20 protein-coding genes and 1 tRNA gene are annotated in these 20,772 nt (G+C 76.4%); 10 read left to right on the top strand and 11 right to left on the bottom strand.

Annotation, left to right across the window (positions count from 1 at the left end):
* Positions 1 to 5 precede the first annotated feature (5 nt).
* On the bottom strand, positions 6 to 641 hold the full coding sequence (locus PYV61_RS01355) for an NAD(P)H-binding protein (RefSeq protein WP_275827505.1): 636 nt from the start codon (positions 639 to 641) through the stop codon (positions 6 to 8).
* 113 nt (positions 642 to 754) lie between these two features.
* Here PYV61_RS01355 and PYV61_RS01350 point away from each other — a divergent pair, with 113 nt between their 5' ends.
* Together PYV61_RS01350 and PYV61_RS01345 are read left to right on the top strand one after the other, a co-directional pair.
* A complete protein-coding gene (locus tag PYV61_RS01350) occupies positions 755 to 2,449 on the top strand; it encodes a D-aminoacylase (protein ID WP_275827503.1) in 1,695 nt (564 codons plus the stop codon).
* Positions 2,446 to 3,270: a GNAT family N-acetyltransferase gene (locus PYV61_RS01345; RefSeq protein WP_275827501.1), complete on the top strand. Its 825-nt coding sequence runs from the start codon at positions 2,446 to 2,448 to the stop codon at positions 3,268 to 3,270. The genes PYV61_RS01350 and PYV61_RS01345 overlap by 4 nt, the downstream gene beginning before the upstream one ends.
* Before the next feature lie 6 nt (positions 3,271 to 3,276).
* Here the strand turns inward: PYV61_RS01345 and PYV61_RS01340 are convergent, their stop codons facing one another.
* On the bottom strand, positions 3,277 to 3,705 hold the full coding sequence (locus tag PYV61_RS01340) for a hypothetical protein (RefSeq protein WP_275827499.1): 429 nt from the start codon (positions 3,703 to 3,705) through the stop codon (positions 3,277 to 3,279).
* Between the two features lie 14 nt (positions 3,706 to 3,719).
* Positions 3,720 to 4,193, bottom strand: coding sequence for a TonB-dependent receptor plug domain-containing protein (locus tag PYV61_RS01335; protein ID WP_275827497.1), 474 nt, complete (start codon positions 4,191 to 4,193; stop codon positions 3,720 to 3,722).
* A 177-nt stretch (positions 4,194 to 4,370) separates the two neighbouring features.
* On the opposite strand from PYV61_RS01335, the gene PYV61_RS01330 reads away from it, so the two are divergent.
* The gene (locus tag PYV61_RS01330) at positions 4,371 to 4,781 is read left to right on the top strand and encodes a helix-turn-helix transcriptional regulator (RefSeq protein WP_275827495.1); all 411 of its coding nucleotides are present in this window, start codon (positions 4,371 to 4,373) and stop codon (positions 4,779 to 4,781) included.
* On the opposite strand, the gene PYV61_RS01325 is transcribed toward PYV61_RS01330, so the two are convergent.
* Positions 4,747 to 5,157: a hypothetical protein gene (locus tag PYV61_RS01325; RefSeq protein WP_275827493.1), complete on the bottom strand. Its 411-nt coding sequence runs from the start codon at positions 5,155 to 5,157 to the stop codon at positions 4,747 to 4,749. The two genes, PYV61_RS01330 and PYV61_RS01325, sit on opposite strands and share 35 nt — an antisense overlap.
* 293 nt (positions 5,158 to 5,450) lie before the next feature.
* On the bottom strand, positions 5,451 to 6,323 hold the full coding sequence (locus PYV61_RS01320) for an alpha/beta hydrolase (protein ID WP_275827491.1): 873 nt from the start codon (positions 6,321 to 6,323) through the stop codon (positions 5,451 to 5,453).
* Positions 6,324 to 6,487: 164 nt separating this feature from the next.
* Between PYV61_RS01320 and PYV61_RS01315 the strand changes: the two genes are divergently transcribed.
* Both PYV61_RS01315 and PYV61_RS01310 read left to right on the top strand, forming a co-directional pair.
* Positions 6,488 to 7,240, top strand: a complete 753-nt coding sequence (locus PYV61_RS01315; protein ID WP_275827489.1) for a glycosyltransferase family 2 protein — start codon at positions 6,488 to 6,490, stop codon at positions 7,238 to 7,240.
* Positions 7,237 to 8,517: a hypothetical protein gene (locus tag PYV61_RS01310; protein ID WP_275827487.1), complete on the top strand. Its 1,281-nt coding sequence runs from the start codon at positions 7,237 to 7,239 to the stop codon at positions 8,515 to 8,517. Before PYV61_RS01315 ends, PYV61_RS01310 begins: the two co-directional genes overlap by 4 nt.
* Positions 8,518 to 8,536: 19 nt before the next feature.
* On the opposite strand, the gene PYV61_RS01305 is transcribed toward PYV61_RS01310, so the two are convergent.
* A tRNA-Asn gene (locus PYV61_RS01305) sits at positions 8,537 to 8,609 on the bottom strand.
* A 151-nt stretch (positions 8,610 to 8,760) separates the two neighbouring features.
* On the opposite strand from PYV61_RS01305, the gene PYV61_RS01300 reads away from it, so the two are divergent.
* On the top strand, positions 8,761 to 10,131 hold the full coding sequence (locus tag PYV61_RS01300; protein ID WP_275827485.1) for a phosphatase PAP2 family protein: 1,371 nt from the start codon (positions 8,761 to 8,763) through the stop codon (positions 10,129 to 10,131).
* A gap of 228 nt (positions 10,132 to 10,359) precedes the next feature.
* Here the strand turns inward: PYV61_RS01300 and PYV61_RS01295 are convergent, their stop codons facing one another.
* Together PYV61_RS01295 and PYV61_RS01290 are read right to left on the bottom strand one after the other, a co-directional pair.
* Positions 10,360 to 10,905 (bottom strand): hypothetical protein, encoded by a 546-nt coding sequence (locus PYV61_RS01295; protein ID WP_275827483.1) that lies wholly within the window; start codon positions 10,903 to 10,905, stop codon positions 10,360 to 10,362.
* 176 nt (positions 10,906 to 11,081) lie between these two features.
* A complete protein-coding gene (locus PYV61_RS01290; protein WP_275827480.1) occupies positions 11,082 to 11,582 on the bottom strand; it encodes a hypothetical protein in 501 nt (166 codons plus the stop codon).
* Positions 11,583 to 11,736: 154 nt separating this feature from the next.
* Between PYV61_RS01290 and PYV61_RS01285 the strand changes: the two genes are divergently transcribed.
* Positions 11,737 to 12,528 (top strand): enoyl-CoA hydratase-related protein, encoded by a 792-nt coding sequence (locus PYV61_RS01285; protein WP_275827479.1) that lies wholly within the window; start codon positions 11,737 to 11,739, stop codon positions 12,526 to 12,528.
* A gap of 70 nt (positions 12,529 to 12,598) precedes the next feature.
* On the opposite strand, the gene PYV61_RS01280 is transcribed toward PYV61_RS01285, so the two are convergent.
* Positions 12,599 to 13,834 (bottom strand): sugar phosphate nucleotidyltransferase, encoded by a 1,236-nt coding sequence (locus tag PYV61_RS01280; RefSeq protein WP_275827477.1) that lies wholly within the window; start codon positions 13,832 to 13,834, stop codon positions 12,599 to 12,601.
* Between PYV61_RS01280 and PYV61_RS01275 the strand changes: the two genes are divergently transcribed.
* On the top strand, positions 13,796 to 15,172 hold the full coding sequence (locus PYV61_RS01275) for a TonB family protein (RefSeq protein ID WP_275827474.1): 1,377 nt from the start codon (positions 13,796 to 13,798) through the stop codon (positions 15,170 to 15,172). The genes PYV61_RS01280 and PYV61_RS01275 overlap by 39 nt on opposite strands.
* A gap of 67 nt (positions 15,173 to 15,239) precedes the next feature.
* On the opposite strand, the gene PYV61_RS01270 is transcribed toward PYV61_RS01275, so the two are convergent.
* Both PYV61_RS01270 and PYV61_RS01265 read right to left on the bottom strand, forming a co-directional pair.
* Entirely contained in the window at positions 15,240 to 17,336 is a 2,097-nt protein-coding gene (locus tag PYV61_RS01270; RefSeq protein ID WP_275827472.1) for an insulinase family protein, read from the bottom strand.
* Positions 17,333 to 18,736, bottom strand: a complete 1,404-nt coding sequence (locus PYV61_RS01265; protein ID WP_275827470.1) for a pitrilysin family protein — start codon at positions 18,734 to 18,736, stop codon at positions 17,333 to 17,335. The genes PYV61_RS01270 and PYV61_RS01265 overlap by 4 nt, the downstream gene beginning before the upstream one ends.
* A 131-nt stretch (positions 18,737 to 18,867) precedes the next feature.
* Between PYV61_RS01265 and PYV61_RS01260 the strand changes: the two genes are divergently transcribed.
* Both PYV61_RS01260 and PYV61_RS01255 read left to right on the top strand, forming a co-directional pair.
* Positions 18,868 to 20,433, top strand: coding sequence for a pyridoxal-dependent decarboxylase (locus tag PYV61_RS01260; RefSeq protein WP_275827468.1), 1,566 nt, complete (start codon positions 18,868 to 18,870; stop codon positions 20,431 to 20,433).
* A 71-nt stretch (positions 20,434 to 20,504) separates the two neighbouring features.
* Complete coding sequence (locus tag PYV61_RS01255; RefSeq protein WP_275827466.1) at positions 20,505 to 20,762, top strand: hypothetical protein; 258 nt, start codon at positions 20,505 to 20,507, stop codon at positions 20,760 to 20,762.
* Positions 20,763 to 20,772: the final 10 nt, after the last annotated feature.

Genomic DNA, 20,772 nt, shown 5'->3' with positions numbered 1-20,772 from the left:
CGCGCCTACTCGGCCACGCCCACGCGGCGCCGCGGGAAGCGCGTCTCGGCCAGCTCGCGGAGCACGAAGTCGGCCAGGTCGTCGATCGTGATGCGCCGCCCGCCCTCGGGCATCACGTCGGGGAGGACGCGGTAGGCGCCGGTGCGCGGGCCCGGGACGATGTCGCCGGTGCACGCCAGCGTCCACGTCAGGCCGGTGTCGCGCAGCGCGTGCCAGGCGGCCAGGTGCTCGCGGCTGACGCGCCGGAACCCCTCGGGGTACCCCGGCCGGTCGGCGCGCAGCCCGACCCCGGGCAGGTCGAGGATACCCCCGCCCGCGACGCCGACGAAGCGCGCGACGCCGTGCCGGGCCATCGCCGCAGCCGCGTGCCGGACGCCGTCGGAGCGCGCCCTCCCCGGATCGGCGAGCGAGCCGCCGCCGAGCGCGCTGACCACGGCGTCGCTCCCCGCGACCAGCGCGTCGACGTCGGCGGGGACGGTGGCGTCGCCCCGGTGGACCGTGAGCCGGTCGTGCGCGAGGTCGGCCAGCTTCGCCGGGTCGCGGGCGAGGGCGCGGACGGTGTGCCCCTCAGCGAGGGCCATCTCCACGAGACGGCGGCCGGTGCGGCCGGTGGAGCCGAGGACGGCCAGGGTAAAAGGCATTCGACAGGATTCCAGGATTGCGCAGGATTCACAGGAGAGGTGCCCTTTCCTGTCAATCCTGCAGAGTCCCGTAATCCTGTCGAAAGCACGTGCCGAGCGTTAGCATCGCGCGCATGAAACGCGTCCTCCTCGCCGCGCTCGCGCTGACGGCCTGCGCCCACGCGCCCCGAGGCGCGCAGGGCAGCTACGATCTCGTCCTGACCGGCGGCCGCCTGGTCGACGGCACGGGCAACCCGTGGACGTATGCCGACGTCGCGGTGCGCGGCGACCGGATCGTGCGGGTGGCGCCGGGGGGCGCGCTGGCGGACGCCGCGACGCGCGAGCGGGTGGACGCGCGCGGGCTCGTGGTGGCGCCGGGGTTCATCGACATCCAGAGCCACTCGTGGGACGCGCTGCTGTGGCGCGACGGGCGCGTGGTGGGGAAGGTGGCGCAGGGGGTCACGACCGAGATCCTCGGCGAGTCCACCACGCCGGCGCCGGTGAACGACGCGGTGCAGGCGCTGCTCGCCGCCGAGGACTCGACGCCGCGGCGGCTGCACGCGCGGTTCCGCGGCGCGCGCGGCTTCGGCGCCTGGCTCGACGCGCTCGGCGCCCACCCCAACTCGGTCAACGTCGGCTCGTACCTCGGCGCCACCACGGTGCGCGCGTACGCGATGGGGCAGCGGCAGGGGCCCGCCGACGCGGCGGCGCTCGACACGATGCGGCGCGTGGTCGCCGACGCGATGCGCGACGGCGCGTTCGGCGTGTCGAGCGCGCTGATCTACCCGCCCGGCAGCTTCGCCGGCACCGCGGAGCTGGTCGCGCAGGCGCGGGCGATGGCGCCGCTGCACGGCACGTACATCACGCACATGCGGTCGGAGGACGACTCGCTGTTCGAGGCGATGGACGAGGCGTTCCGCGTCGGGCGCGAGGGGGGCGTGCCGGTGATCGTGTACCACCTCAAGGCCGCCGGGCGCCGCAACTGGCCCAAGGCGGCGCGCATGGTCGCCAGGATCGACTCGGCGCGCGCGGCGGGGCTCGACGTCACGGCGACGATGTACCCGTACGCGGCGTCGGGGAACACGCTCGCGTCGTGCTTCCCCGACTGGGCGTCGGCCGACGGGAAGCTGCTCGCCAACCTCGCCGACGCCGCGACGCGCGCGCGCATCCGCGTCGCCATGACCGACACCGCGCCCGGCGCCGCCGACTACTGCCAGCGCGACCCCGAGGCGGTGATGGTGATCGGCTTCCGCCGCCCCGAGTGGCAGGCGCTGAGCGGCCAGCGTCTCCCGGCCGTCGCCGCGGCCATGGGCAAGCCCTGGCCCGACGCGGTGATCGACGCCGTGCTCGCCGAGGAGAACCGGCTCGGCAAGATCACGTTCAGCATGGACGAGGCGAACGTCGCGATGCAGCTGCGCCGCCCGTGGGTGACGATCGGCAGCGACGCCGGCGGCTTCGACCCGGACAGCGCGCGCGGCCTCACCCACCCGCGCGCCTACGGCGCGTTCGCGCGCGTCCTGGGCAAGTACGTGCGCGCCGACTCGGTGCTGGCGCTCGAGGACGCGGTGCGGCGCATGACCGGCGCCACCGCAGCGGCGCTGAGGCTGCGCGACCGCGGGCTGGTGCGCGAGGGGATGCACGCGGACCTCGTGCTGTTCGACCCCGCGACGGTCGCCGACCGCGCGACGTTCGACCGCCCGCACCAGCTGGCCGCCGGCGTGCGCGGCACCTGGGTGAACGGCGTCGCCGTCTGGCGCGACGGGCGGCACACGGGCGCGACGCCGGGGCGCGTCGTGCGCGGGGCGGGGTGGACGGGGGGCGCGCGATGAGCGCCGCCGCGGTCGCCCGCACCGACCTCGCGCTGGCGCGGCGGCTGGAGCGCGCGGAGGCGAGCGCGAACGCCGCGTTCGTGGTCGCGCGCGCCGAGGTCGCGCCCGCGGTCGGCGCGACGTGGACCGACGTCGCCGGCACGTGGGCGATGTTCGACGGCGTCGGCTCGCCGATCACGCAGACGTTCGGCTTCGGGCTGTTCGCGCCCGCCGAGCCGGCGCACCTCGAGGCGCTGGAGGCGTTCTTCGACGCGCGGGGCGCGGCGGCGTACCACGAGGTGTCGCCGCTCGCCGACCCCGCGCACCTCGCGCTGTTCGCCGCGCGCGGCTACCGCCCGATCGAGCTGACGACCGTGCTGCACCAGCCGCTGGCCGGCTACGCGCCCCCGCCGCCGCGCGGGGCCGGGGTGACCGCGCGCCCGATCGGCGCCGGCGAGCGCGCGGCGTGGGCCGACCTGTCGGCCGGCGGGTGGAGCGAGACGCCCGAGGCGGCCGCGTTCATGCGCGAGTTCGGCGGCGTCACCGCGCGCGCCGAGGGGATGGCGTGCTTCGTCGCCGAGATCGACGGCACGCCGGCGGGGGCGGGCGCGGTGGCGCTGCACGGGGAGGTCGTGGTCCTCGCCGGCGCGAGTACGCTCCCGGCGTGGCGCGGGCGCGGGGCGCAGGGGGCGCTGCTGGCCGCGCGCCTCGCGTACGCGGCGGCGCGCGGGTGCGACCTGGCGATGATGGGCGCCGCGCCCGGCAGCACGTCGCAGGTGAACGCCGAGCGCGCGGGGTTCCGCGTCGCCTACACGCGCATCAAGTGGGCGCGCGGCGCGTGACGGCCGTCAGGGGAGGTTGAACACGGAGCTGGTCCACACCGAGACCTGCTGCCCGCCGCGCTCCCCGGGCGCGTAGCGGCAGGTGAGGATCGCCTCCTCCATGCCGGCCGGCAGCGGCGGCCGCGTCGGCCCGCGATCCTGCTGCCGGTCGACCGTGCCGGGGACCACGCGCCCCAGCGGATCGACGAGGAGGGTGACCGGTCGCGCGCCGGACCCCGGGCCGGAGCGGACCCCGACGCTCGTCAGCAGGTAGGGCGCCTCGCAGCCGAGGAGCCGCGGGCGCCTGTCCACCTGGCTCGCCTCGAAGGGCCCCGCCGCGGACGCGACGGATGCGTCGGGCGGGAGCGGGGCCGGGGCGCGCCGCGCGCAGGCGCCCGCCGCGAAGCCCGCGGCCAGCAGGAGCGCGAGGGCGGGACCGCCGCGGCGGACGTGCACGTCGGCGCGCGCGCTCAGCGCTTCTTGGTCGTGATCTTCACGACGCCGTTGGCGCCGCGCGACCCGTACTCCGCGAGCTGCGCGGCGTCCTTCAGCACCTCGATGCGCGCGATGTCGCTCGGGTTGAGCGCGATCAGCCCGTCGCCGCCCGGCGTGTACGGGAAGCCGTCGACGATGTAGAGCGGGTCGTTGTTGCCGCGCAGCGACGTCGCGCCGCGGATGCGCACCTGCAGCCCGCCCGACGCCTGGTAGACCTGCACCCCGGGGAACCGGCCGGCGAACAGCTCCTCGACGCGCGCGTTGCTCCGCCCGTCCCAGTCGCGGGTGGTGGCGACGCGCCCGGCCTGCGACGTGTCGGCGGAGGCGCGGGGCGCGGCCGCGGGGGCGGCGCCGCTCGCGGCCTTCCCCCCGCAGGCGGCGGCGAGGAGGAGGGCGCCCAGCGCGAGCGGCGGCGCGGCGGGGCGGGACGGGCGGGGACGCGGCGGCATCGGGCACCTCTCCAGTCGGTACCGCGGGGGATGAATCAGGGTCGTCTCCCGATCATACGGCGCGGTCCCGCGATTCCGCCATGACGCCGGTGGTGGCGGAATTGTTGCGATTTGTTAATGTACTTGGGGTCGGCGCCCGGGCGGTCGGATGGCGCCGCAGCACCCACCCGGAGGCACGTGGAAGACGACCGCTCTCGGAAGCCGTTCGACGGGGCCGACCTCGGCGGCCGCGTGCGCGTCCTGCGCGAGCGGCGCGGGCTCTCGCTGCGCGAGCTGGCGCGCCGCGCCGGGGTCCAGGTGTCCGACGTGTCGCGGCTGGAGCGCGGCCTGACGCGGCAGCCCCGCCTGACGCTCGCCATGGCGCTCGCCGGAGCGCTCGGGGTGCGGCTCTCCCACCTGCTCGGCGAGACCGAGGGGGGCGCGGCGGAGCCGTCGGAGGCGCCGGTGGTCGCCGAGCTGCGGCTGGCGCTGGAGGGGATCGGGCGCGAGGCGGCCCGGGTCGCGCAGCTCGCCGAGCGGGCGGCGGCGATGCTGGAGGAGGACCGCGCCGCGGTCAGCGCCCCGCCGTACGTGCCGCACGACGATTGACCGTCGCGTTCCGCGGCGTGAGGTCGACCGGCCCCATGTAGGGGCGGACGGTCACCGGCAGGTCCCACTCGTAGACCGCCCCCTTCCAGGCGATCGGCACGTCGGAGCGGAGGCGGTAGCTCCCCGCCGGGAGGCCGACGCTGACGACCCCCGCGTCGTTGGTGACGACGGTCGTCGTGTCGCGCTGCGGGCCGACCAGCAGGAAGCGGAAGCGCGCGAGCGGGACGTACGGCGCCTCGAGGTCGAACAGCGTCGCCTGCACCGTGACCGTGACGCGGCCGTTGATCACGATGCCGGGGTCCGCGCGGAACTGCGCCGCCGCCGGGGCGGCGGGGAGCAGGAGGAGCGCGGCGACGGCGGGGAGGCGTCCGAGCACGGGGGCAACGTCGGCCTCCCGCCCGGGCGGCGCAAGGCGCGCGGAGGGCGGGAGACCGGACCGGAGGCCGGCGCCGTCACGCGTGCGGCGGCGGATCCATCGCGTCCGGTGATGCACCTCACAGGATCGCCGATCCCGACCGCGACGACCCGCGGCATGGTGTCGCGGTGGCGCCGCTGTTGCCTTCACGCCACACGGGTCCTCCCCTGACCCATTCTCCAACGCAGGCCGCGCCCCGGACGTCGGACCCTCGACGCCCGGGGCCGGTCGCGTTCAGGGGCGACGGCGGCCGTTCAGGAGACGAACACGCCGGGGCGCGGCGCCGAACGGTAGGCCGGCGGCGCGACGACGACGCGCGGCGCGAGGTGGCGGCGGATCGCCGCGACCAGCTCCTCGGGGTGCGTGAGGTGCGGGCAGTGGCCGGCCGCCGCGAGCTGGTGGTAGGTTGCGCGCGGGAGGCGCGCGTGCAGCCAGCGCCCCACCTGCTCGGGGGCGATCGCGTCGTCGGTGCACTGCACCACGAGCGCCGGCACCGGGAGGTGGGGGACGGCGGCCCGGTGGTCCTCGAGAAAGGTCGCGCGCGCGAAGGCGCGGATCACCGCCGGGTCGGTGGCGAGGATGCTGTCGCGCAGCTCCAGCGTCCGCGCCTCGATGGCCGTCCCCGTCTCGTCGGTGCCGACGATGGTGGGCGCGAGCGCCTCGACCCAGGCGCGGTAGTTCCGCTCCATCAGGTCGAGCAGCGCCTCCAGGTCGGCGCGGGCGAAGCCGCCGACGTAGCCGGGCGGGTCGTCGGCGTAGCAGGGGGAGGGGCCGACCATCACCAGCCGGCCGATGCGGCGCGAGCTGCGGATCGCGGCCAGCATGGCCACCGTGGCGCTCACCGAGTGGCCGACGACGGTGGCGTCGCGCAGGTCGAGCGCGTCGAGGATCGCCAGCAGGTCGGTCGCGTACCCGTCGAGGGTGGCGTGCCGCACCGGGTCCCACGCGCGGCGCGCCGCGCCGGCGCCGGCGAGGTCGAAGCGCACGACGCGGAAGTCGCGTTCGAAGGCGGGGGCGACGAAGCGCCACATCCGCTGGTTGCACCCGAACCCGTGCGCGAAGACGAGCGTGCGCGGGCCGCGGCCGGCGACCTGCACGTGGTGGCGCTCGAGGACGGAGGCGGGCATGCCCTCAGGATGGGGGCGGGCGCGTCCCCTCGCAACGAGGGGGCGGATGACCGTTCCGTGGCCGTCCCCGAGCCGACGGAGACGCCCGCCGCACTGGCCGCGGCCGCCGAGGTGGTGGATTATGCGCCGACCGCCCGCCTGCCCTCCCGGACCCCAGTGCCACGATGACGCCCGACCCGCTCCCGATCACGGTCATCGTGCCCTGCCGCAACGAGGCGCAGAATCTGGAGCTCCTGCTCCCGCAGCTCGTCGGGATGGCCGCGGAGGTCATCGTGGTCGACGGCCACTCGACGGACGGGACCCCCGAGCTGGTCGGGCGCTTCCCGTTCCGCTACGTGCGCGACAACGGGCGCGGGAAGGGGGACGGCGTCCGCGTGGGGATCGCCGAGGCGCGGACGGGCGTCTGCGTGCTGATCGACGCGGACATGTCGCACGACCCCGGCGACATCCCCGGGCTGGTGCGCCCCATCCTCGACGGCGAGGCCGACCTGGTGCTCGGCTCCCGCATGCGCGGCGGCGGCGACGAGTTCGTGGCGACCTTCATGGAGCTGGTGCGCCTGGCCGGCAACATGGGGCTCACCTGGCTGATCAACCTGCGCTGCGGCGCGCGCCTCTCCGACAGCCAGAACGGCTACCGCGCCGCGCGGACGTCGCTGCTGCGGGCGCTCGACCTGAGCGCCGTGCGCCACACCATCGAGCTCGAGATGACGATGCGCGCGCTGCGCGCGGGCGCGCGCGTGGCCGAGCATCCCACCCACGAGTACCCGCGCCGCTTCGGCCGCTCGTCGCTCTCGGTGACGCGCCAGGGGCTGCTCTTCCTCGGCGTCTTCCTGCGCGAGTGCGTGCGCCCGCTCCGCTCGACGTGGACGGCGCCGGAGCCGCAGGCCGCCCGCGTCGTGGGCGAGGTCGGCGGATGACCGACGCCGCGGCGCCGGCGCGCGGCGCCCCATGGCGCGACGCGCTGGGCCTCGCCGCCGCGGCGCTGGTGATCCGCCTGGCCTACGTCGTCGCGATCGCCGCACGGTACGGGACGCGGCAGACGGGCGACGCGGAGTACATGAACCAGGTGGCGGCGTCGCTCGCCGCCGGCCGCGGCTTCGCCCTGGCGAGCGGCGAGCGGATCTACAACCAGTCGGTCGGCTACCCCGCGCTGCTGGCGGCGCTCTACGGCGCGTTCGGCGCCGACGAGCGGGTGGCGCTGGCGGCGAACGTCGTCCTCGGCGTCGCGTCGGTCGTCCTGGCCCTCGCGCTCGCGCACGCGCTGCTGCGGGACGCGCCGGCGTGGGTGCCGCGGCGCCGGGCGGCGGTGCTCGCCGGCGCGCTCGCGGCGGTGTACCCGGACAGCCTGCTGACCGCGTCGACGCTCGCGTCGGAGAACCTGCTGACCCTGCTGCTGCTGGCCGCCCTGCTGGCGGGGCTCTGGCGGACGCCGCGCGACGCGGCCGCGGGGGCGCTGACCGGCGCGCTGGCCGCGGGGGCGGCGTCGGCGAAGGCGCTCGTCCTGTTCGGGTTCCTCCCGCTGCCGCTGGTCTGGCTGGCGGCGCGCCGGGGGCCGGTGGTGCGCACGCTGGCCGCGGCGGCGGCGGCCGTCGTCGTGCTCGCGCCCTGGACCTACGTGAACTACCGCGACAGCGGCGGCCACCTCGTCCCGTTCTCCGTCGTCGCGGGCGAGGTCTTCCTCGACGGCAACAACCCGCTGGCCCGCGGCCGGCCGTCGGGCGTCATGAGCCTCGGGCCGGCGGCCGAGGCGGGGCTCGATCCGATCGCGGTCGACCGGCTCAAGCTGCGTCGCGCGCTCGGCTACATCCGCGAGAGCCCGGGCTGGTACGCGCGCCTGCTCGCGCTGAAGCTGGTCCACGCGATCAGCCCGCTGCGCGACTTCGCGTTCGAGACGCCGGGCGAGCCGCGCCTGTTCACCCCCGCGCTGAGCCGCTGGGTGCCGACGCTGTTCAACGCGGCGCTCCTGGGCGGCGTCGCCCTCGGGTGCCTCGCCCTCCGGGGGCACGCGGTGCCGCTGGCGCTCGCGGCGTCGCAGATCGGGGGGGCGCTGGCGGTGCAGCTCATCTTCGCGGCGTTCACGCGCTACCGCTTCCCGTTCCTGTTCGCGCTGCTGCCGGTCGCGGCGCTCGGCATGCTGGCGGCGGCGCGCGGCGGGTGGCGGCGCCTCGAACGGCAGAAGCCCGGCACGACCTGAGTCGTTGCCGGGCTTCGCACTGGGGCGGGTGGATTCGAACCACCGATCTTCCGATTAACAGTCGGACGCTTTGCCAGCTCAGCTACGCCCCATCGACGCCGGGCGGGACGTGGGCGCCACGCCCGGCGGAGACAGGATAATGGAGCGCGCGCCGACGGCGCCACCCGCGCGGGCCCCCGACTTGCCCGGCTCGACGCGGCCGGCGGATATCTTCCGCCCCCAGCCACCCCACCACGCTCATCCGTGTCGCTCCGTCTCCGCGCCGCCGGCGTCGTCGCCGCGGGCGCCCTCGCTCTCGCGCCCGTCGCCGCACCGCTCGCGCAGGCCGCGCCGGGCGCCGAGCCGCCGCCCGTGCTCACCGGCCGCGACGCGGCGGTCGCGGGCGGGTTCGCCGCCGCCGCGCTGCTCGCCATCCCGGTCGAGCGGTCGCTGGCGCTCCGGCTGCAGCGCCCGGCGGTGCAGGAGAACCGCGCGCTCAAGGTCGCCGCGGTCGTCGCCGAGCAGACGACGCAGCCGGGGCTGTACGTGATCCTGCCGGCGGTGTGGGGGCTCGGGCGGCTGGTCGACGACCGCACCACCGCCGCCGCCGGGCTGCGCGGGATGGAGGCGGTGGGGGTCGCGCTGACGGTGGTGGGGGTGACGAAGTTCGCGTTCGGCCGTGCGCGCCCGTACGTCGCGCACGACCCGACGTCGTGGCGCTTCCTGCGCGGCCTGCGTGGCTCCGAGTACCGCAGCTTCCCGTCCGGGCACTCGGCGTCGGCGTTCGCGGCGGCGTCGGCGCTGACGGCGGAGCTGGCGGCCGCGCGCCCGTCGCTGCGCTGGGCCGCCGGCGTGCCGCTCTACCTCGGCGCCGCGACGGCCGGGTGGTCGCGCATGTACGACGACCGCCACTGGGCGACCGACGTGCTCGCGGGCGCCGCCGTCGGCACCGTCTCGGGGATCGCCGTCACGCGGTGGCACCGCGCGCGCCCCGACGGCCGGCTCGACCGCGCGATGCTGGGCGTGGGGGTGGAGCTGGCAGGCGGGCCGCGCCTGCTGGTGACGCCGATGCGCGCCCCCGCGCGCCGCGTCGCGCGCGCCGGGCACGGCATCTTCGTCCTCGCGCGGGTCGGCGGCGTCGCCGACGCGCGCATCGCCGAGCTGCAGGCGCGCTACGACCCGAAGCTGGCGCGCGAGTCGCCGCCGCACGTGACGCTCGTCGGCTCGTCGGGCGCGGGGCCGATCCTCCCCGACACGCCGCGCGAGGCGGTGCGCGCCGCGCTGGCGCCGATCGCCGCCGACACGCCGCCGCTGGCGCTGCGCTTCCACGCGCCGCACCGCTTCATGCAGACCAACATCGTCGTGCTCCCGCTCGACCCGCACGGGCCGATCCGCGTGCTGCACGACCGCCTGGCCGCCGCCGGGCTGCGGCACGGGCGCGCGCGCTTCACCTTCACGCCGCACGCGACGCTCAGCTTCTACCCCACGCTGCCGCCCGAGCGGTTCCGCGAGCTGCTGGCCGTGCGCATCGACGCGCCGGCGGTGCTGGAGTCGCTCGTCGTGTCGTACACGCGCGCGCCGCAGCCGGCGGTGACGTGGTTCGAGATCGCGTTGAGTGGCAGCGGCGAGCGGTGAGCGTCGAGCGTCGAGCGGGTTCCGCGTAGGACCGGCGCCCTCCCCGGCGACCAATCGCCGGCGCGGCGCCGCCCGAGCGCCGGGCGCCGAGCGCCGAGGGGACGCCTGTTCTCGGCGCTCGGCGCCCGGCGCTCGGCCAGTTTCGCGACGACGCGTCCCATGTCTCGAGGAGACGTCCCGTGCGAGGAGCGCCCTCGACGCTCGCCGCTCCCCGCTCCCCGCTCCCCCTCAGTATCTCGGAAACCCGAACACCAGCCCCGCGCGCACCAGCGCGCCGTCGCCCGCGCGCGTGTCCTGCTTCACGTCGAAGCGCGTGTAGTGCGCCGCGAGGTCGAGGTTGATGGCGGGGCCGAGCGGGACGAGGAAGCCGAGGCCCGCGCCGACCGCGGTGCGGGCGCTGTTCGACACCGTGACGACGTCGCCGCGCACCGTCTCGCGCAGCAGCGCGACGCGCCCCGTCAGGTACGGCGTGGCGCCGCGCCCGAGGCCGAGCGCGAGGCGCGGCTCGAGGTAGGGGCCCTGCAGCGTGACGCGCGTGTCGACGTCGCGCAGCGCCTGCACGCTGCGCTGGTAGCCGCCGGCGAGCGACAGCGGCCCGCCGCCGACGGCGGCGAAGGCGTCGAAGCCGTACCCCTCCTGCAGCCGCCCCGGGCCGCTGGCGCGCGACCCGGCGTAGATCCCGCCGCCGCCGACGGCGAGTCCCTGGGCGTGGAGGGAGGCGGCGGCGACGAGCAGCAGCAGCGGCGACAGCGCAACGGACGGACGGGCGGGCATGGTCGGCTCCGGGTGTGGGATGCCTCCCCCGACGGCATCGCGCGCGCCCCCGCGCGACGTCCCGCCCCCGGACGCGAAGACGCGGCGCCGCAAGCAGTTGCGGCGCCGCGTTCGGATCCGGTTCGCGCGTCGGTGTCGCCCGGCGGGGACGCCGCGCGTCCGAGTCAGGGCACGACTCAGTGCACGTGCGGGCGCGCCTTCCGGTACGCCTCGGTCGCCTGCTTGAGCAGCAGCAGCGCCGACGCCTCGAGGTCGTAGTCGAGCGCCAGCTCGCCGAGGCGCGCGCTCGAGTGGTCGCCGTTCTCGCCGATGTTGCGGCCGGCGCGCTCGCTGGTGCGGTGGCGGCGGGCGTACTCGCGGCTCGCCATCCAGAGCTGGTTGGCGGCGCTCCAGCAGGGCTCCGAGCGGTCGGGGTGCCCCTTGGCGGCGGCCTTCTCGTACGCGGCCGCCAGCTCGGCGAGCGCGTCGTCGGCCAGCTGCACCAGCGACTGCGCCGCGCGCTGCTCGGCGGGGAGCGCCCCCAGCTCGACGAGGCGGGCGAGGCGCTCGTGCTGGCGGCAGCACTCGAGGGCGCAGCGGCAGAGCGCGTCCGCCTTCTGGTAGAAGACGGTGATCGGGTCGCGGCCGGCGTCGTCGGCGGCGTGGGGGGCGGGCGGGGCGGCGGGCGACGTCGGCATCGAACGGCGGGGAACGACGGGGGGCGTGCGGGGGCCGTGCGCGGGAGGCGGGGGCGCGGCGTCGCGCCTCCGTAAGATATCGGGGGCGCCCGACGCCAGGCACCGGGGGGAGCGGCGGCTGTCCGGGACTTCGCCGAGCGGGTATCGTCCCGCCATGACCCACCCCCACCTCCAGGTCGCGACGACGCCCGAGGGCGTCCGCACCATCACGCTCGACCGCCCCGAGCGGCTCAACGCGGTCAACCCGGCGCTCGCCGACGCCCTCCCGCGCGCGGTCGACGAGGCGGCGCGCGACGACGCGGTGCGCGTGCTCGTGCTCACCGGCGCGGGGCGCGGCTTCTGCGCGGGGCTCGACCTCGCCGAGCCGGCGATGCCCGACGTGAGCACGCGCGCCGGGCGCCTCGACCCGCTGGCGTGGGTGGGGCGGTGGGTGCTCGCGCTGCGGGCGTGCGAGAAACCGGTCGTCGCCGCCGTGAACGGCCCCGCCGCGGGCGCCGGCTTCGGCCTCGCGCTGGCCGCCGACCTCCGGCTGGTCGCCGACGGCGCGACGATGACCGCCGGCTACGTGCGCCGCGGCCTCAGCCCCGACGCCGGCGTGACGTACTTCCTGCCGCGCCTCGTGGGCGCGTCGCGCGCCGCCGACATCGTGCTCACCGGGCGCGACGTGCCGTCGGAGGAGGCGCTGCGCATCGGCCTCGCCAGCGCGGTGCTCCCCGCCGCGTCGTTCGCCGAGGACGTCGCCGCCTACGCCGCCCGCCTCGCCGCCGGCCCGCCGCTGGCGCTCGCGCTCACCAAGCGCCTGCTCGCCCAGAGCCCCGACGCGACGCTCGACGCGCAGCTCCGCGACGAGCTGACGCACATCCGCACCTGCTTCGCGACCAAGGACGTGGCGGAGGCCATGAAGGCCTTCATGGAGAAGCGGGCGCCCGTATTCCGCGGGACCTGAGCTTGGCAACGACCAGGAATCGGATGAGACGGATCAGATCTGATCCGTCTCATCCGATTCCTGGCAGTTGCTACTGCAATGGGTCTTTCCTCGTGCGGTTCGCCAGCTCGTCCGGCAGCGCGTTGAGCAGGGGATTCAGCTCGGCGGCGCGATCCAGCGACGTGACGAACGTCAGGCCGGGGCGCGCGACGACGAGCATCCCCGACAGGCCGTAGAGGACGACGGTGGTGCCGCCGTCGGCGTGCACGACGCAGCTCGACGCGTCGACGAGGTGCGCGGGGCCCCACACGCCGTTGCCGGTGTCGTCGAGCTCGCGCACGCGGCGCAGCGACGCCCATGTGCCGACGTCGTCCCACCCGAAGTCGGCGGGGAGCATCTGCAGGTCGTCGCTGCGCTCCAGGAGCCCGCGCTCGATCGACACCGCCTGGATCAGCCCCGAGAAGCGGTCGAGCTTCCCGGCCGCGAGCGCGGCGAGCCCCGGCGACAGCTCGGGGGTGCGCTCCTCGAGCGCCTCCAGCACGTGCCCCGCCTGCGCGACGACGATCCCCGTGTTCCAGAGCGCGCCCTGCGCGATCAGCTCCTCGGCGAGGATCGCCCCCGGCTTCTCGACGAAGCGCGCCACCGGGCGCGGGCCGTCGCGCGGGGGCGCCGGGTCGGGGCGGGGGAGGAGGTAGCCGAACCCCGTCTCGGGGCGCGTCGGCTGCGCGCCCACGGCGACCAGCGCGTGCTCGGTGGACGCCAGCACCGCCGCGCGCTTGAGCACGCGCCGCAGCTCGTCCGGGTAGCCGACCGCGAGGTCGGCGTGCATCGCCACGAACGTCGCGCGGCGCCCCACGCGGTCGGCGATCGTCTGCGCGCCCCACGCCAGCGCGGCCGCGGTCCCCATCGGGCGCGGCTCGATCAGCATGTTGGCCGCCGGCACGTCGGGGATCGCGGCGTGCAGCGCGTCGGCGATGTCGGCGCTCGTCAGCACCAGCACGCGCTCGGGCGGGATCGCCGGCGCGAGGCGACCCACCGACTCGGCGATCAGCGGGCGGTCGCCGACCAGGGCGAGCAGCTGCTTCGGGCGCTCCGGGGTGCTGAGCGGCCAGAAGCGCGAGCCGATGCCGCCGGCGAACACCACCGCCCACAGCGTCATGTCGGTCTCCAGCGCGCCGTCGGGCGCCGGCTGCTCGGCGGGGAGCGTCCCCACCGCGTCGAGCAGCGCGTCGTCGGACGCGGCCGCGTCGAACGGCGTGCCGAAGGGGAACCCGGGTCCCGGGGGTCCGTGGGCGTCGCCGGAGGCGTCGGGGCGGCGGTCGGTCATGGCGCGGGGCGGCGGCGGACGGGACCCGGCGGGACGCCGGGGCGCGGGCGGTGTACGATAACGCTGGCGCGACCGGCGCCACACCCGCGCCGGCCCGCCGCACGCTCGCCCCACGGCCGCACCGGACGCGCACCGTTGCACCATGGCGCGACCGGCGTCGCGTCTGCACCATGGAGGAGCCGGCCGCACGCCGGCGCCTTCCCGGAGACCGTCCATGCCCGCCACCCGTCCCGCCCCCGGCTCCCGCGCGGCCCCGCGCCGCCGGGGGCGCAGGACACGACCGGCACCGTCGCCGGCACCGTGCGCGGCCCCGGCGGCACGCTCGTCGTCGGCGCCGAGGTCGTGCTCACCCCGCAGCGCGGCCCGGGCGGCGGCGCGGTGGTGGCGCGCCGCGTCTTCACCGACGACGAGGGGCGCTTCCGCGTGACCGGCATGCCGAACGGGAAGGCCACTGTCGCCGTGCGGCGCATCGGCTACCGCCCCGCGACGCGCGACCTCGACGTGCCGGCGACCGAGGGGCTGGCGCTCGCGCTCGACGCGGTGCCGCAGGCGCTGTCGACGGTGGTCGTGAAGGACCGGCGCGTGCGCTACACCGGGTGGGCCGCCCCCTTCTACCAGCGGCGCGACCGCGGCATGGGGCGCTACGTCGGCAAGGAGGAGATCGACCGGCGCAACGCGATGCGCACCACCGACGTGCTGCGCGTCGTCCCCGGGATGGCGATCCAGACCGGGATGGGGGGGAGCCGCATCCGCTTCCGCGGCAGCCGCTGCGACCCGCTCGTGTGGATCGACGGCACGCCCGCGCTCTCGGGCTACTTCGACGTCGACAACCTGCAGCCGAACAGCCTCGAGGGGATCGAGGTCTACAGCGGCGTCGCGACGGTGCCGGTCGAGCTGCGCGGCCCGCGCGGCGAGGAGGCGTGCGGCGTGATCGCGCTGTGGACGCGCGTCCCCGAGCCGCGCCGTAAGGGGCCGAAGAAGGTCTACACGGCCGAGGACCTGGCGGCGCTGGTCGCGTCGGCGACGGTCTTCACCGCCGACCAGGTCGACCAGGCCGCCGCCGCCGACTCGACCAACCCGATCGCGCCCTACTACCCCGACGCGCTGCGCCGCGCGCGCACCGCCGGCGACGCGGTCGTCGAGTTCGTGGTCGACACCGCGGGCGTCCCCGAGCTCGGGACCGTCGGCATCGTCGCCGCCTCGCACCCCGCCTTCGGCGTCGCCGCCCGCGACGCGGTCTCGTCGGCCCGCTTCTCCCCGGCCGTGAAGGACGGGAAGCCGGTGCGGCAGCTGGTGCAGGTGCCGCTCAAGTTCGAGCTGACGAACCCGGGAAGCTGACGCGCGGCGGACTGCGGAATGCGGGCTGCGGTTGTGGAATCCGCAGCCCGCAGCCCGCCGCGGCCCCTCACTTCGCCAGCGCCATCTCGATCTGGTTCGCCACCACGATCCGCACCAGCCGGTGCGGCGCGGCGGTCGTGACGAAGTAGGCGATCGGCTGGTCGCCGCCGCTCTGCTCGATGCGGAAGGCCTCGAAGGTGCCCGCGGGGACGGTCACCGACTCGGTCCCCTTCACCTCGTAGGTGAGCGGCACCGCGACGCCCTTGCCGGCCGAGAAGGTCGACACGACGTGCTTGGCGCCGGGCGCCCAGCGGAGCAGCGGGAGCGCGAACGCCGCCGCGTTGTCGTCGAGCGTGCCGGCCGGCAGCTCGGCGTCGACGGCGACGTCCTTGATCCCCTGCGGCGACGGCGTCTGCGCGGCGCCCTTGGCGCGCCCGCCGGCGAAGGTGACGTCGGCCTTCGTGTCGCGCCCCTGCACCTTGCCGCGCTGCTCGAGCGCGCGCGGGGCGAGCGACGCGTCGGTGCGCAGCGTCGTGTTCTGCTGAATCATCCCGCCGGCGATCGTCGTCGCCTCCCTCACCACCCAGCCGTCGGCGTCCTTCGCCAGCTCGTAGACCGACGCGCCCATCGGGTTCCCCTGCACGCGCACCACGAAGCTGTCGCGGCGGGCGGCGAGGCGCGACACGTCGAGCGCCACCGCGCTCGCGCGCGGCGTCAGGTCGGCCACCGACATCGCGTCGCCCTGCGGCGTCACGATGCGCACGCTGCCGATGGCGGCGAGCTTCTGGTGGATCTTCTGCCCGTCGCCGACGACGACCACCAGCGCCTGCTGCGGGCGCACCCAGCGCCGCGCCGCGACCTGCAGCGTCGGCGCGGTCACGCCGGACAGGCGCGTGCGGTACGTCTGCAGGTAGTCGCCCGGCAGCCCGCGCGTCTTCACGAACGCCACGCGCTCGGCGACCTGCTGCGCCGTCTCGACGGTGAGCGGGAAGATGCCGACCAGCGCGCCCTTGGCGTTCTCCAGCTCCGTCGCCGGCACCGGCTCGTTCCCCAGGCGGCGCAGCTGCGCCAGCAGCTCGACGAGCGCCGAGTCGGTGACCTCGGTGCGCACCTCGGCGGTGGCGTTGAAGTAGCCCGTGCCGCGCGGGCGCGCGAGCGACGAGTAGGCGCCGTAGGTCCACCCCTTCTTCTCGCGCAGGATGTCGAACAGGCGGGCGTCGCTGCCGCCGCCGAGCACCTTGTTGGCGACCATCGCCGCGAACACCTGCGGGTCGCCGGGGCCGGCGGTGAGGTTGCCGACGACGATGTTCGACTGCACGGAGCCGGGGCGGTGCACCAGCACGATCTCGGGGCGCGCGCGCGTCGGCGGCGCGCCGAACGCCGGGTTGGCCGCCGGGTAGCCGGTCCAGCCGGCGAGGTGCTGCGCGGCCAGCGCGCGCACCTGCTCCAGCGTGACGTCGCCGGCGATGACCAGCAGCCCGCCGCGCGGGCGGAGGCGCGTCTGCTGGAACGCCGTCAGGTCGGCCTTCGTGATGGCGCGGACCGTCTCGGGGGTCGGACGGCGGCCGTACGGGTGGTCGCCGTAGAGCCCCGCCGCGAACACGCGCGCCGCGATCGACGCCGGCTGCGACTGCTCGAGCTGCAGCGCCGAGAGCGTCTGCGTGCGGAGGAGGTCGATCTCCTTGTCGGGGAACGCCGGCCGCGCGACCGCGTCGCCGAGCAGCTGGAAGGCGAGCGCCGTCTGGTCGGCGAGCACGCTGCCGGTGAGCGCCAGGAAGTCGTCGTCGGCGGCGCCCGAGAGCGAGCCGCCGGCGCCCTCGATCGCCTCGGCGACCTGGTCGGCGGTGCGCGAGCCGGCGCCCTTGGTGAGCAGGCCGGCCGCCATCTCCGAGATCCCCTCCTTCCCCTTGGGCTCGTAGAGGCGGCCGGCGGGGAGGACGAGGCGGAAGGCGACGATGGGGTCGCGGTGGTTCTCGACGAGCACCACGCGCAGCCCGTTGGGCAGCACCTCCTCCTGGAACGGGGGGAGCTGTGCCGGCTGCACGGCGGCGGCGGCGGGGGGCTTCGTCGGGTACTGGGCGTCGGCGGCCGGCGCGGACGCGGCGACGGCGGTGAGGGCGAGCGCGGTCGCGCCCGCGCGGCGGAGCGAGGACGGGCGCGTCACGGCTTCGGGGCCTCGGGCGGGGTGATGAGCGTGAAGAGGCCGTTCTCCGGGCGGAGGTACGCCTTCGCCACGCGCTGGACGTCGGCGGCGGTCACGGCGAGGTAGCGCCGGATGTCGGTGTTCACCGCCTCGGGGTCGCCGAGGAACATGGTCGCGTGGTGGATCGCCTCGGCGCGGCCGAGCGAGGTCTGCGCCGTGTTGATCGTGCTGGCGCGGTAGGCGTTCTTCGCCTTCGCCAGCTCGGCCTCGGTGACGCCCGACTCGGCGATGCGCGCGATCTCGCGCGCGATCAGGCGGTCGAGCGAGTCGGCGGGGACGCCCTGGTTGGCGATGGCGAGCACGCCGAAGGTGCCGGGGCCGCGCGTCGGGCCGACCGCGTTGAGGAAGGTCTGCAGCCCGAGCGCCGCCTTGGCCTCGCGGGCGATCGCCTTGTTGAGGCGCGAGCTCTCCCCCTGGCCGAGGATCGTGGCGAGGAACTGGAGCGCCGGCGTGTCGGCGTGCTTCGTCTCGGGGATGCGCCAGACGGTGAACGTCGCCGGGAGCGTGGCCTTGGCGTCGGTGACGCGGCGGCGCTGCTCGCCCGGGTTGAAGGGCTGGTCGCACTGCACCGGCGGCGGCGCGTCGACGCGCGCGATGTCGCCGAAGTACTGCGTGATCAGCCGCTTCGCCTCGGCGGGCTGGAAGTCGCCGGTGAGGACGAGCGTCGCGTTGTTGGGCGCGTAGTACTGCTTGAAGAACGCCTGCACGTCCTCGACCTTCGCCGCGTTGAGGTCGTCCATCGAGCCGATCAGCTCGTGGCCGTAGGCGAAGCAGGTCTTCGGGTCGTACGCGGCGGCCAGCGAGAGGAGGACGGTGCCGATGTACGGCTGGTTGTCGAAGCGCAGCCGGCGCTCCTCCTTCACCGCCTCCTGCTGGTTCTTGAGGTTCTCGGGCGTGACCGCGAGGGAGCGCATGCGGTCGGCCTCCAGCCACAGCCCGAGGTTCAGGCGGTTCGACGGGAGCGTCTGGAAGTAGTTCGTGCGGTCGATCTGCGTGGAGCCGTTCATGCTCCCGCCGGCGCGCTCGACGAGCTGGAAGTGCTCGCCCTTCTTCACGTTGGACGAGCCCTGGAACATCATGTGCTCGAACAGGTGCGCGAAGCCGCTGCGCCCGGGCCGCTCGTTGCGCGCGCCGACGTCGTACCACACGTCGACGGTGACGACCTGCGCCGAGTGGTCCTCGTTGAGGATGACGGTGAGCCCGTTGGGGAGCTGGTAGCGCTCGAGCGGGATCTTCGCGGGGAGCGGGCCTTCGGCGGCGGGGGCGGGCTGCTGGGCCGCGAGCGTGGCCGGGAGCGGGGCGCCGGCCACGAGCGGGACGGCGAGCAGCCCGGCCAGGCGCGTGCGGGATCGACGCGTCACGGGGTCCTCGGGAAAGGTGAGGCGGGGGTGGGGACCGAAAGGTACGGCCGCCGGAGAATCTGGCGCAAACATGTGAATCACGCCCCCCTCCGCTCGTCGTCGTACGGTTGGCGCGCGCCTACGTTTCGGCCATGACGCCACCCGACCGCCATCCCGACGCCCCGGCCGTGCTGGCCGCGCTCGACGCCGACGCCAGCGCCGCCGCGGGGCACCAGTTCGTGGAGCTGGCCGCCGCCTACCTGGCCGCCGCGTCGGCCGGGGAGGGGGCGGTGGCGCCGGCGCTCGGGCCCGCCGAGCTGGCGGCACGGTTCCGCGAGCCGCTCCCGCGCGGCGGGCGGCCGCTCGCCGAGGTGCTCGACCGGCTGGCCGGGGACGTAGTGGGGGAGGCCAACCGCCTCTACCACCCGATGGCGATGGGGCACCAGGTGTCGCCGCCGCTCCCGGTGGCGATCTGGGCCGAGATGCTGGTGGCGGCGCTGAACCAGTCGGTGGCCGTGTCGGAGATGTCGCCGAGCGGGACCGCGGTGGAGGGGGCGGTGGTCCACTGGATGGCCGAGCTCGCCGGGTTCGGGCCGCGGGCCGGCGGGACGCTGACGTCGGGGGGGACGGAGGCGACGTTCGCCGCGCTGCTGGCGGCGCGGAGCCGCGCGATCCCCGACGTCTGGACCGACGGGGTGGGCGCCGAGCCGCCGGTGCTGGTGTGCGGGGAGCACGCGCACTACGCCGTGAGCCGCGCGGCGGGCGAGATGGGGATCGGGCTGCGGAACGTGGTGACCGTGCCGTCGCGCGACCACCGGATGGACGCCGAGGCGCTGGAGCGCACGCTGGCGGAGCTGGACGCGTCGGGGCGGGCGGTGATGGCGGTGGTCGCGACCGCCGGCTCGACGGCGACGGGGGCGTTCGACGACCTGGCGGCGGTCGCGGACGCGTGCGGGCGCCGCGGGCACTGGCTGCACGTGGACGGCGCGCACGGGGCGTCGGCGCTGCTGTCGGCCGGGCACCGGGGGCGGCTGCGCGGGGTCGAGCGCGCGCACTCGCTGGCGTGGGACCCGCACAAGATGCTGCTGCTCCCGCTGGCGGCGGGCGTGGTGCTGGTGCGCGAGGAGCGGTGGCTGGAGGCGGCATTCGCGCAGAAGGCGCCGTACCTGTTCCACGCGCCGGCGCAGCACGAGGCGGAGGAGTTCGACGCCGCGCCGCGGGTGTGGGACCAGGGGATCCGCTCGTTCCAGTGCTCGCGGCGGTTCGACGCGCTGAAGGTGTGGGTGGCGCTGCAGCGCCACGGCGCCGACGGGCTGGGGGCGCTGTTCGACCACCTGTGCGCGACGGCGGCGCGGCTGCACGCGCGGCTGGCGGCGCACCCGGCGTTCGAGCCGCTGCACGCGCCCGAGTCGAACATCCTGTGCTTCCGCTGGACCGGGGCGCGCGACGACGGCGCGGACGACGCGGCGCTGGACGCGCTGCAGCACGCGCTGCGGGCGCGCTACAACCGCTCGGGCGCCGGCTGGATCACGGCGACGGTGCTCGACGGGCGGCGGGTGCTGCGCGTGACGGTGATGAACCCGCGCACCGGGGACGCGCACCTGGAGGCGCTGCTGGCCGGGCTCGACGCCGCGGGGCGGGCGGAGTGGGCGGCGCGGCGGGCCGCCGGCGCGACGAGCACGCCCGCGGGCGCGGCCGTGGCACCCGACATGCCCTGACGTCCTGGCAGTCGGGGCGGCGCGACGGTGCGCGGCCCCTGGAGAGGGCGTGTCCGGCGCGGCAGGGACCCATGCAGCACGAGCGCGAGTTCCGGGGCGACCCCCCGGTGGCGGCGGAGGGAGCGCGGGCGGGGGGGGCCGTCGTCGGCGACGCGTTGGCGTCGTCGGTCGAGCCGCGCCCCCCGCTCTCCTCGGACACGGTGCCGAGCGAGCAGCTCTGGCGGGCGGCGATCCGTGCGGCGCGCGAGGCGGCGGCGCTGACGGTCGACCTGCGGCGCCAGTTCGCCCCGCCGGCGGCGGCCGCCGCGGCGACCGACCTGGCGCGCTGACGCGTCAGCG

The sequence above is a fragment of the Roseisolibacter sp. H3M3-2 genome, from assembly GCF_029211165.1.
Lineage (GTDB): Bacteria > Gemmatimonadota > Gemmatimonadetes > Gemmatimonadales > Gemmatimonadaceae > Roseisolibacter.
Note: the sequence above shows the minus strand (reverse complement) of the source record. Positions and strands in the feature narration are given on the sequence as shown.

What these genes read in the sequence shown, in the direction of transcription:
- PYV61_RS01260 (WP_275827468.1), top strand. Translation starts at nt 18,868, where the DNA reads ATGACGCCACCCGACCGCCATCCCGACGCCCCGGCCGTGCTGGCCGCG.
- PYV61_RS01295 (WP_275827483.1), bottom strand. Translation starts at nt 10,905, where the DNA reads ATGCCCGCCCGTCCGTCCGTTGCGCTGTCGCCGCTGCTGCTGCTCGTC.
- PYV61_RS01355 (WP_275827505.1), bottom strand. Translation starts at nt 641, where the DNA reads ATGCCTTTTACCCTGGCCGTCCTCGGCTCCACCGGCCGCACCGGCCGC.
- PYV61_RS01335 (WP_275827497.1), bottom strand. Translation starts at nt 4,193, where the DNA reads ATGCCGCCGCGTCCCCGCCCGTCCCGCCCCGCCGCGCCGCCGCTCGCG.
- PYV61_RS01290 (WP_275827480.1), bottom strand. Translation starts at nt 11,582, where the DNA reads ATGCCGACGTCGCCCGCCGCCCCGCCCGCCCCCCACGCCGCCGACGAC.
- PYV61_RS01320 (WP_275827491.1), bottom strand. Translation starts at nt 6,323, where the DNA reads ATGCCCGCCTCCGTCCTCGAGCGCCACCACGTGCAGGTCGCCGGCCGC.
- PYV61_RS01285 (WP_275827479.1), top strand. Translation starts at nt 11,737, where the DNA reads ATGACCCACCCCCACCTCCAGGTCGCGACGACGCCCGAGGGCGTCCGC.
- PYV61_RS01315 (WP_275827489.1), top strand. Translation starts at nt 6,488, where the DNA reads ATGACGCCCGACCCGCTCCCGATCACGGTCATCGTGCCCTGCCGCAAC.
- PYV61_RS01280 (WP_275827477.1), bottom strand. Translation starts at nt 13,834, where the DNA reads ATGACCGACCGCCGCCCCGACGCCTCCGGCGACGCCCACGGACCCCCG.
- PYV61_RS01345 (WP_275827501.1), top strand. Translation starts at nt 2,446, where the DNA reads ATGAGCGCCGCCGCGGTCGCCCGCACCGACCTCGCGCTGGCGCGGCGG.
- PYV61_RS01310 (WP_275827487.1), top strand. Translation starts at nt 7,237, where the DNA reads ATGACCGACGCCGCGGCGCCGGCGCGCGGCGCCCCATGGCGCGACGCG.
- PYV61_RS01255 (WP_275827466.1), top strand. Translation starts at nt 20,505, where the DNA reads ATGCAGCACGAGCGCGAGTTCCGGGGCGACCCCCCGGTGGCGGCGGAG.
- PYV61_RS01350 (WP_275827503.1), top strand. Translation starts at nt 755, where the DNA reads ATGAAACGCGTCCTCCTCGCCGCGCTCGCGCTGACGGCCTGCGCCCAC.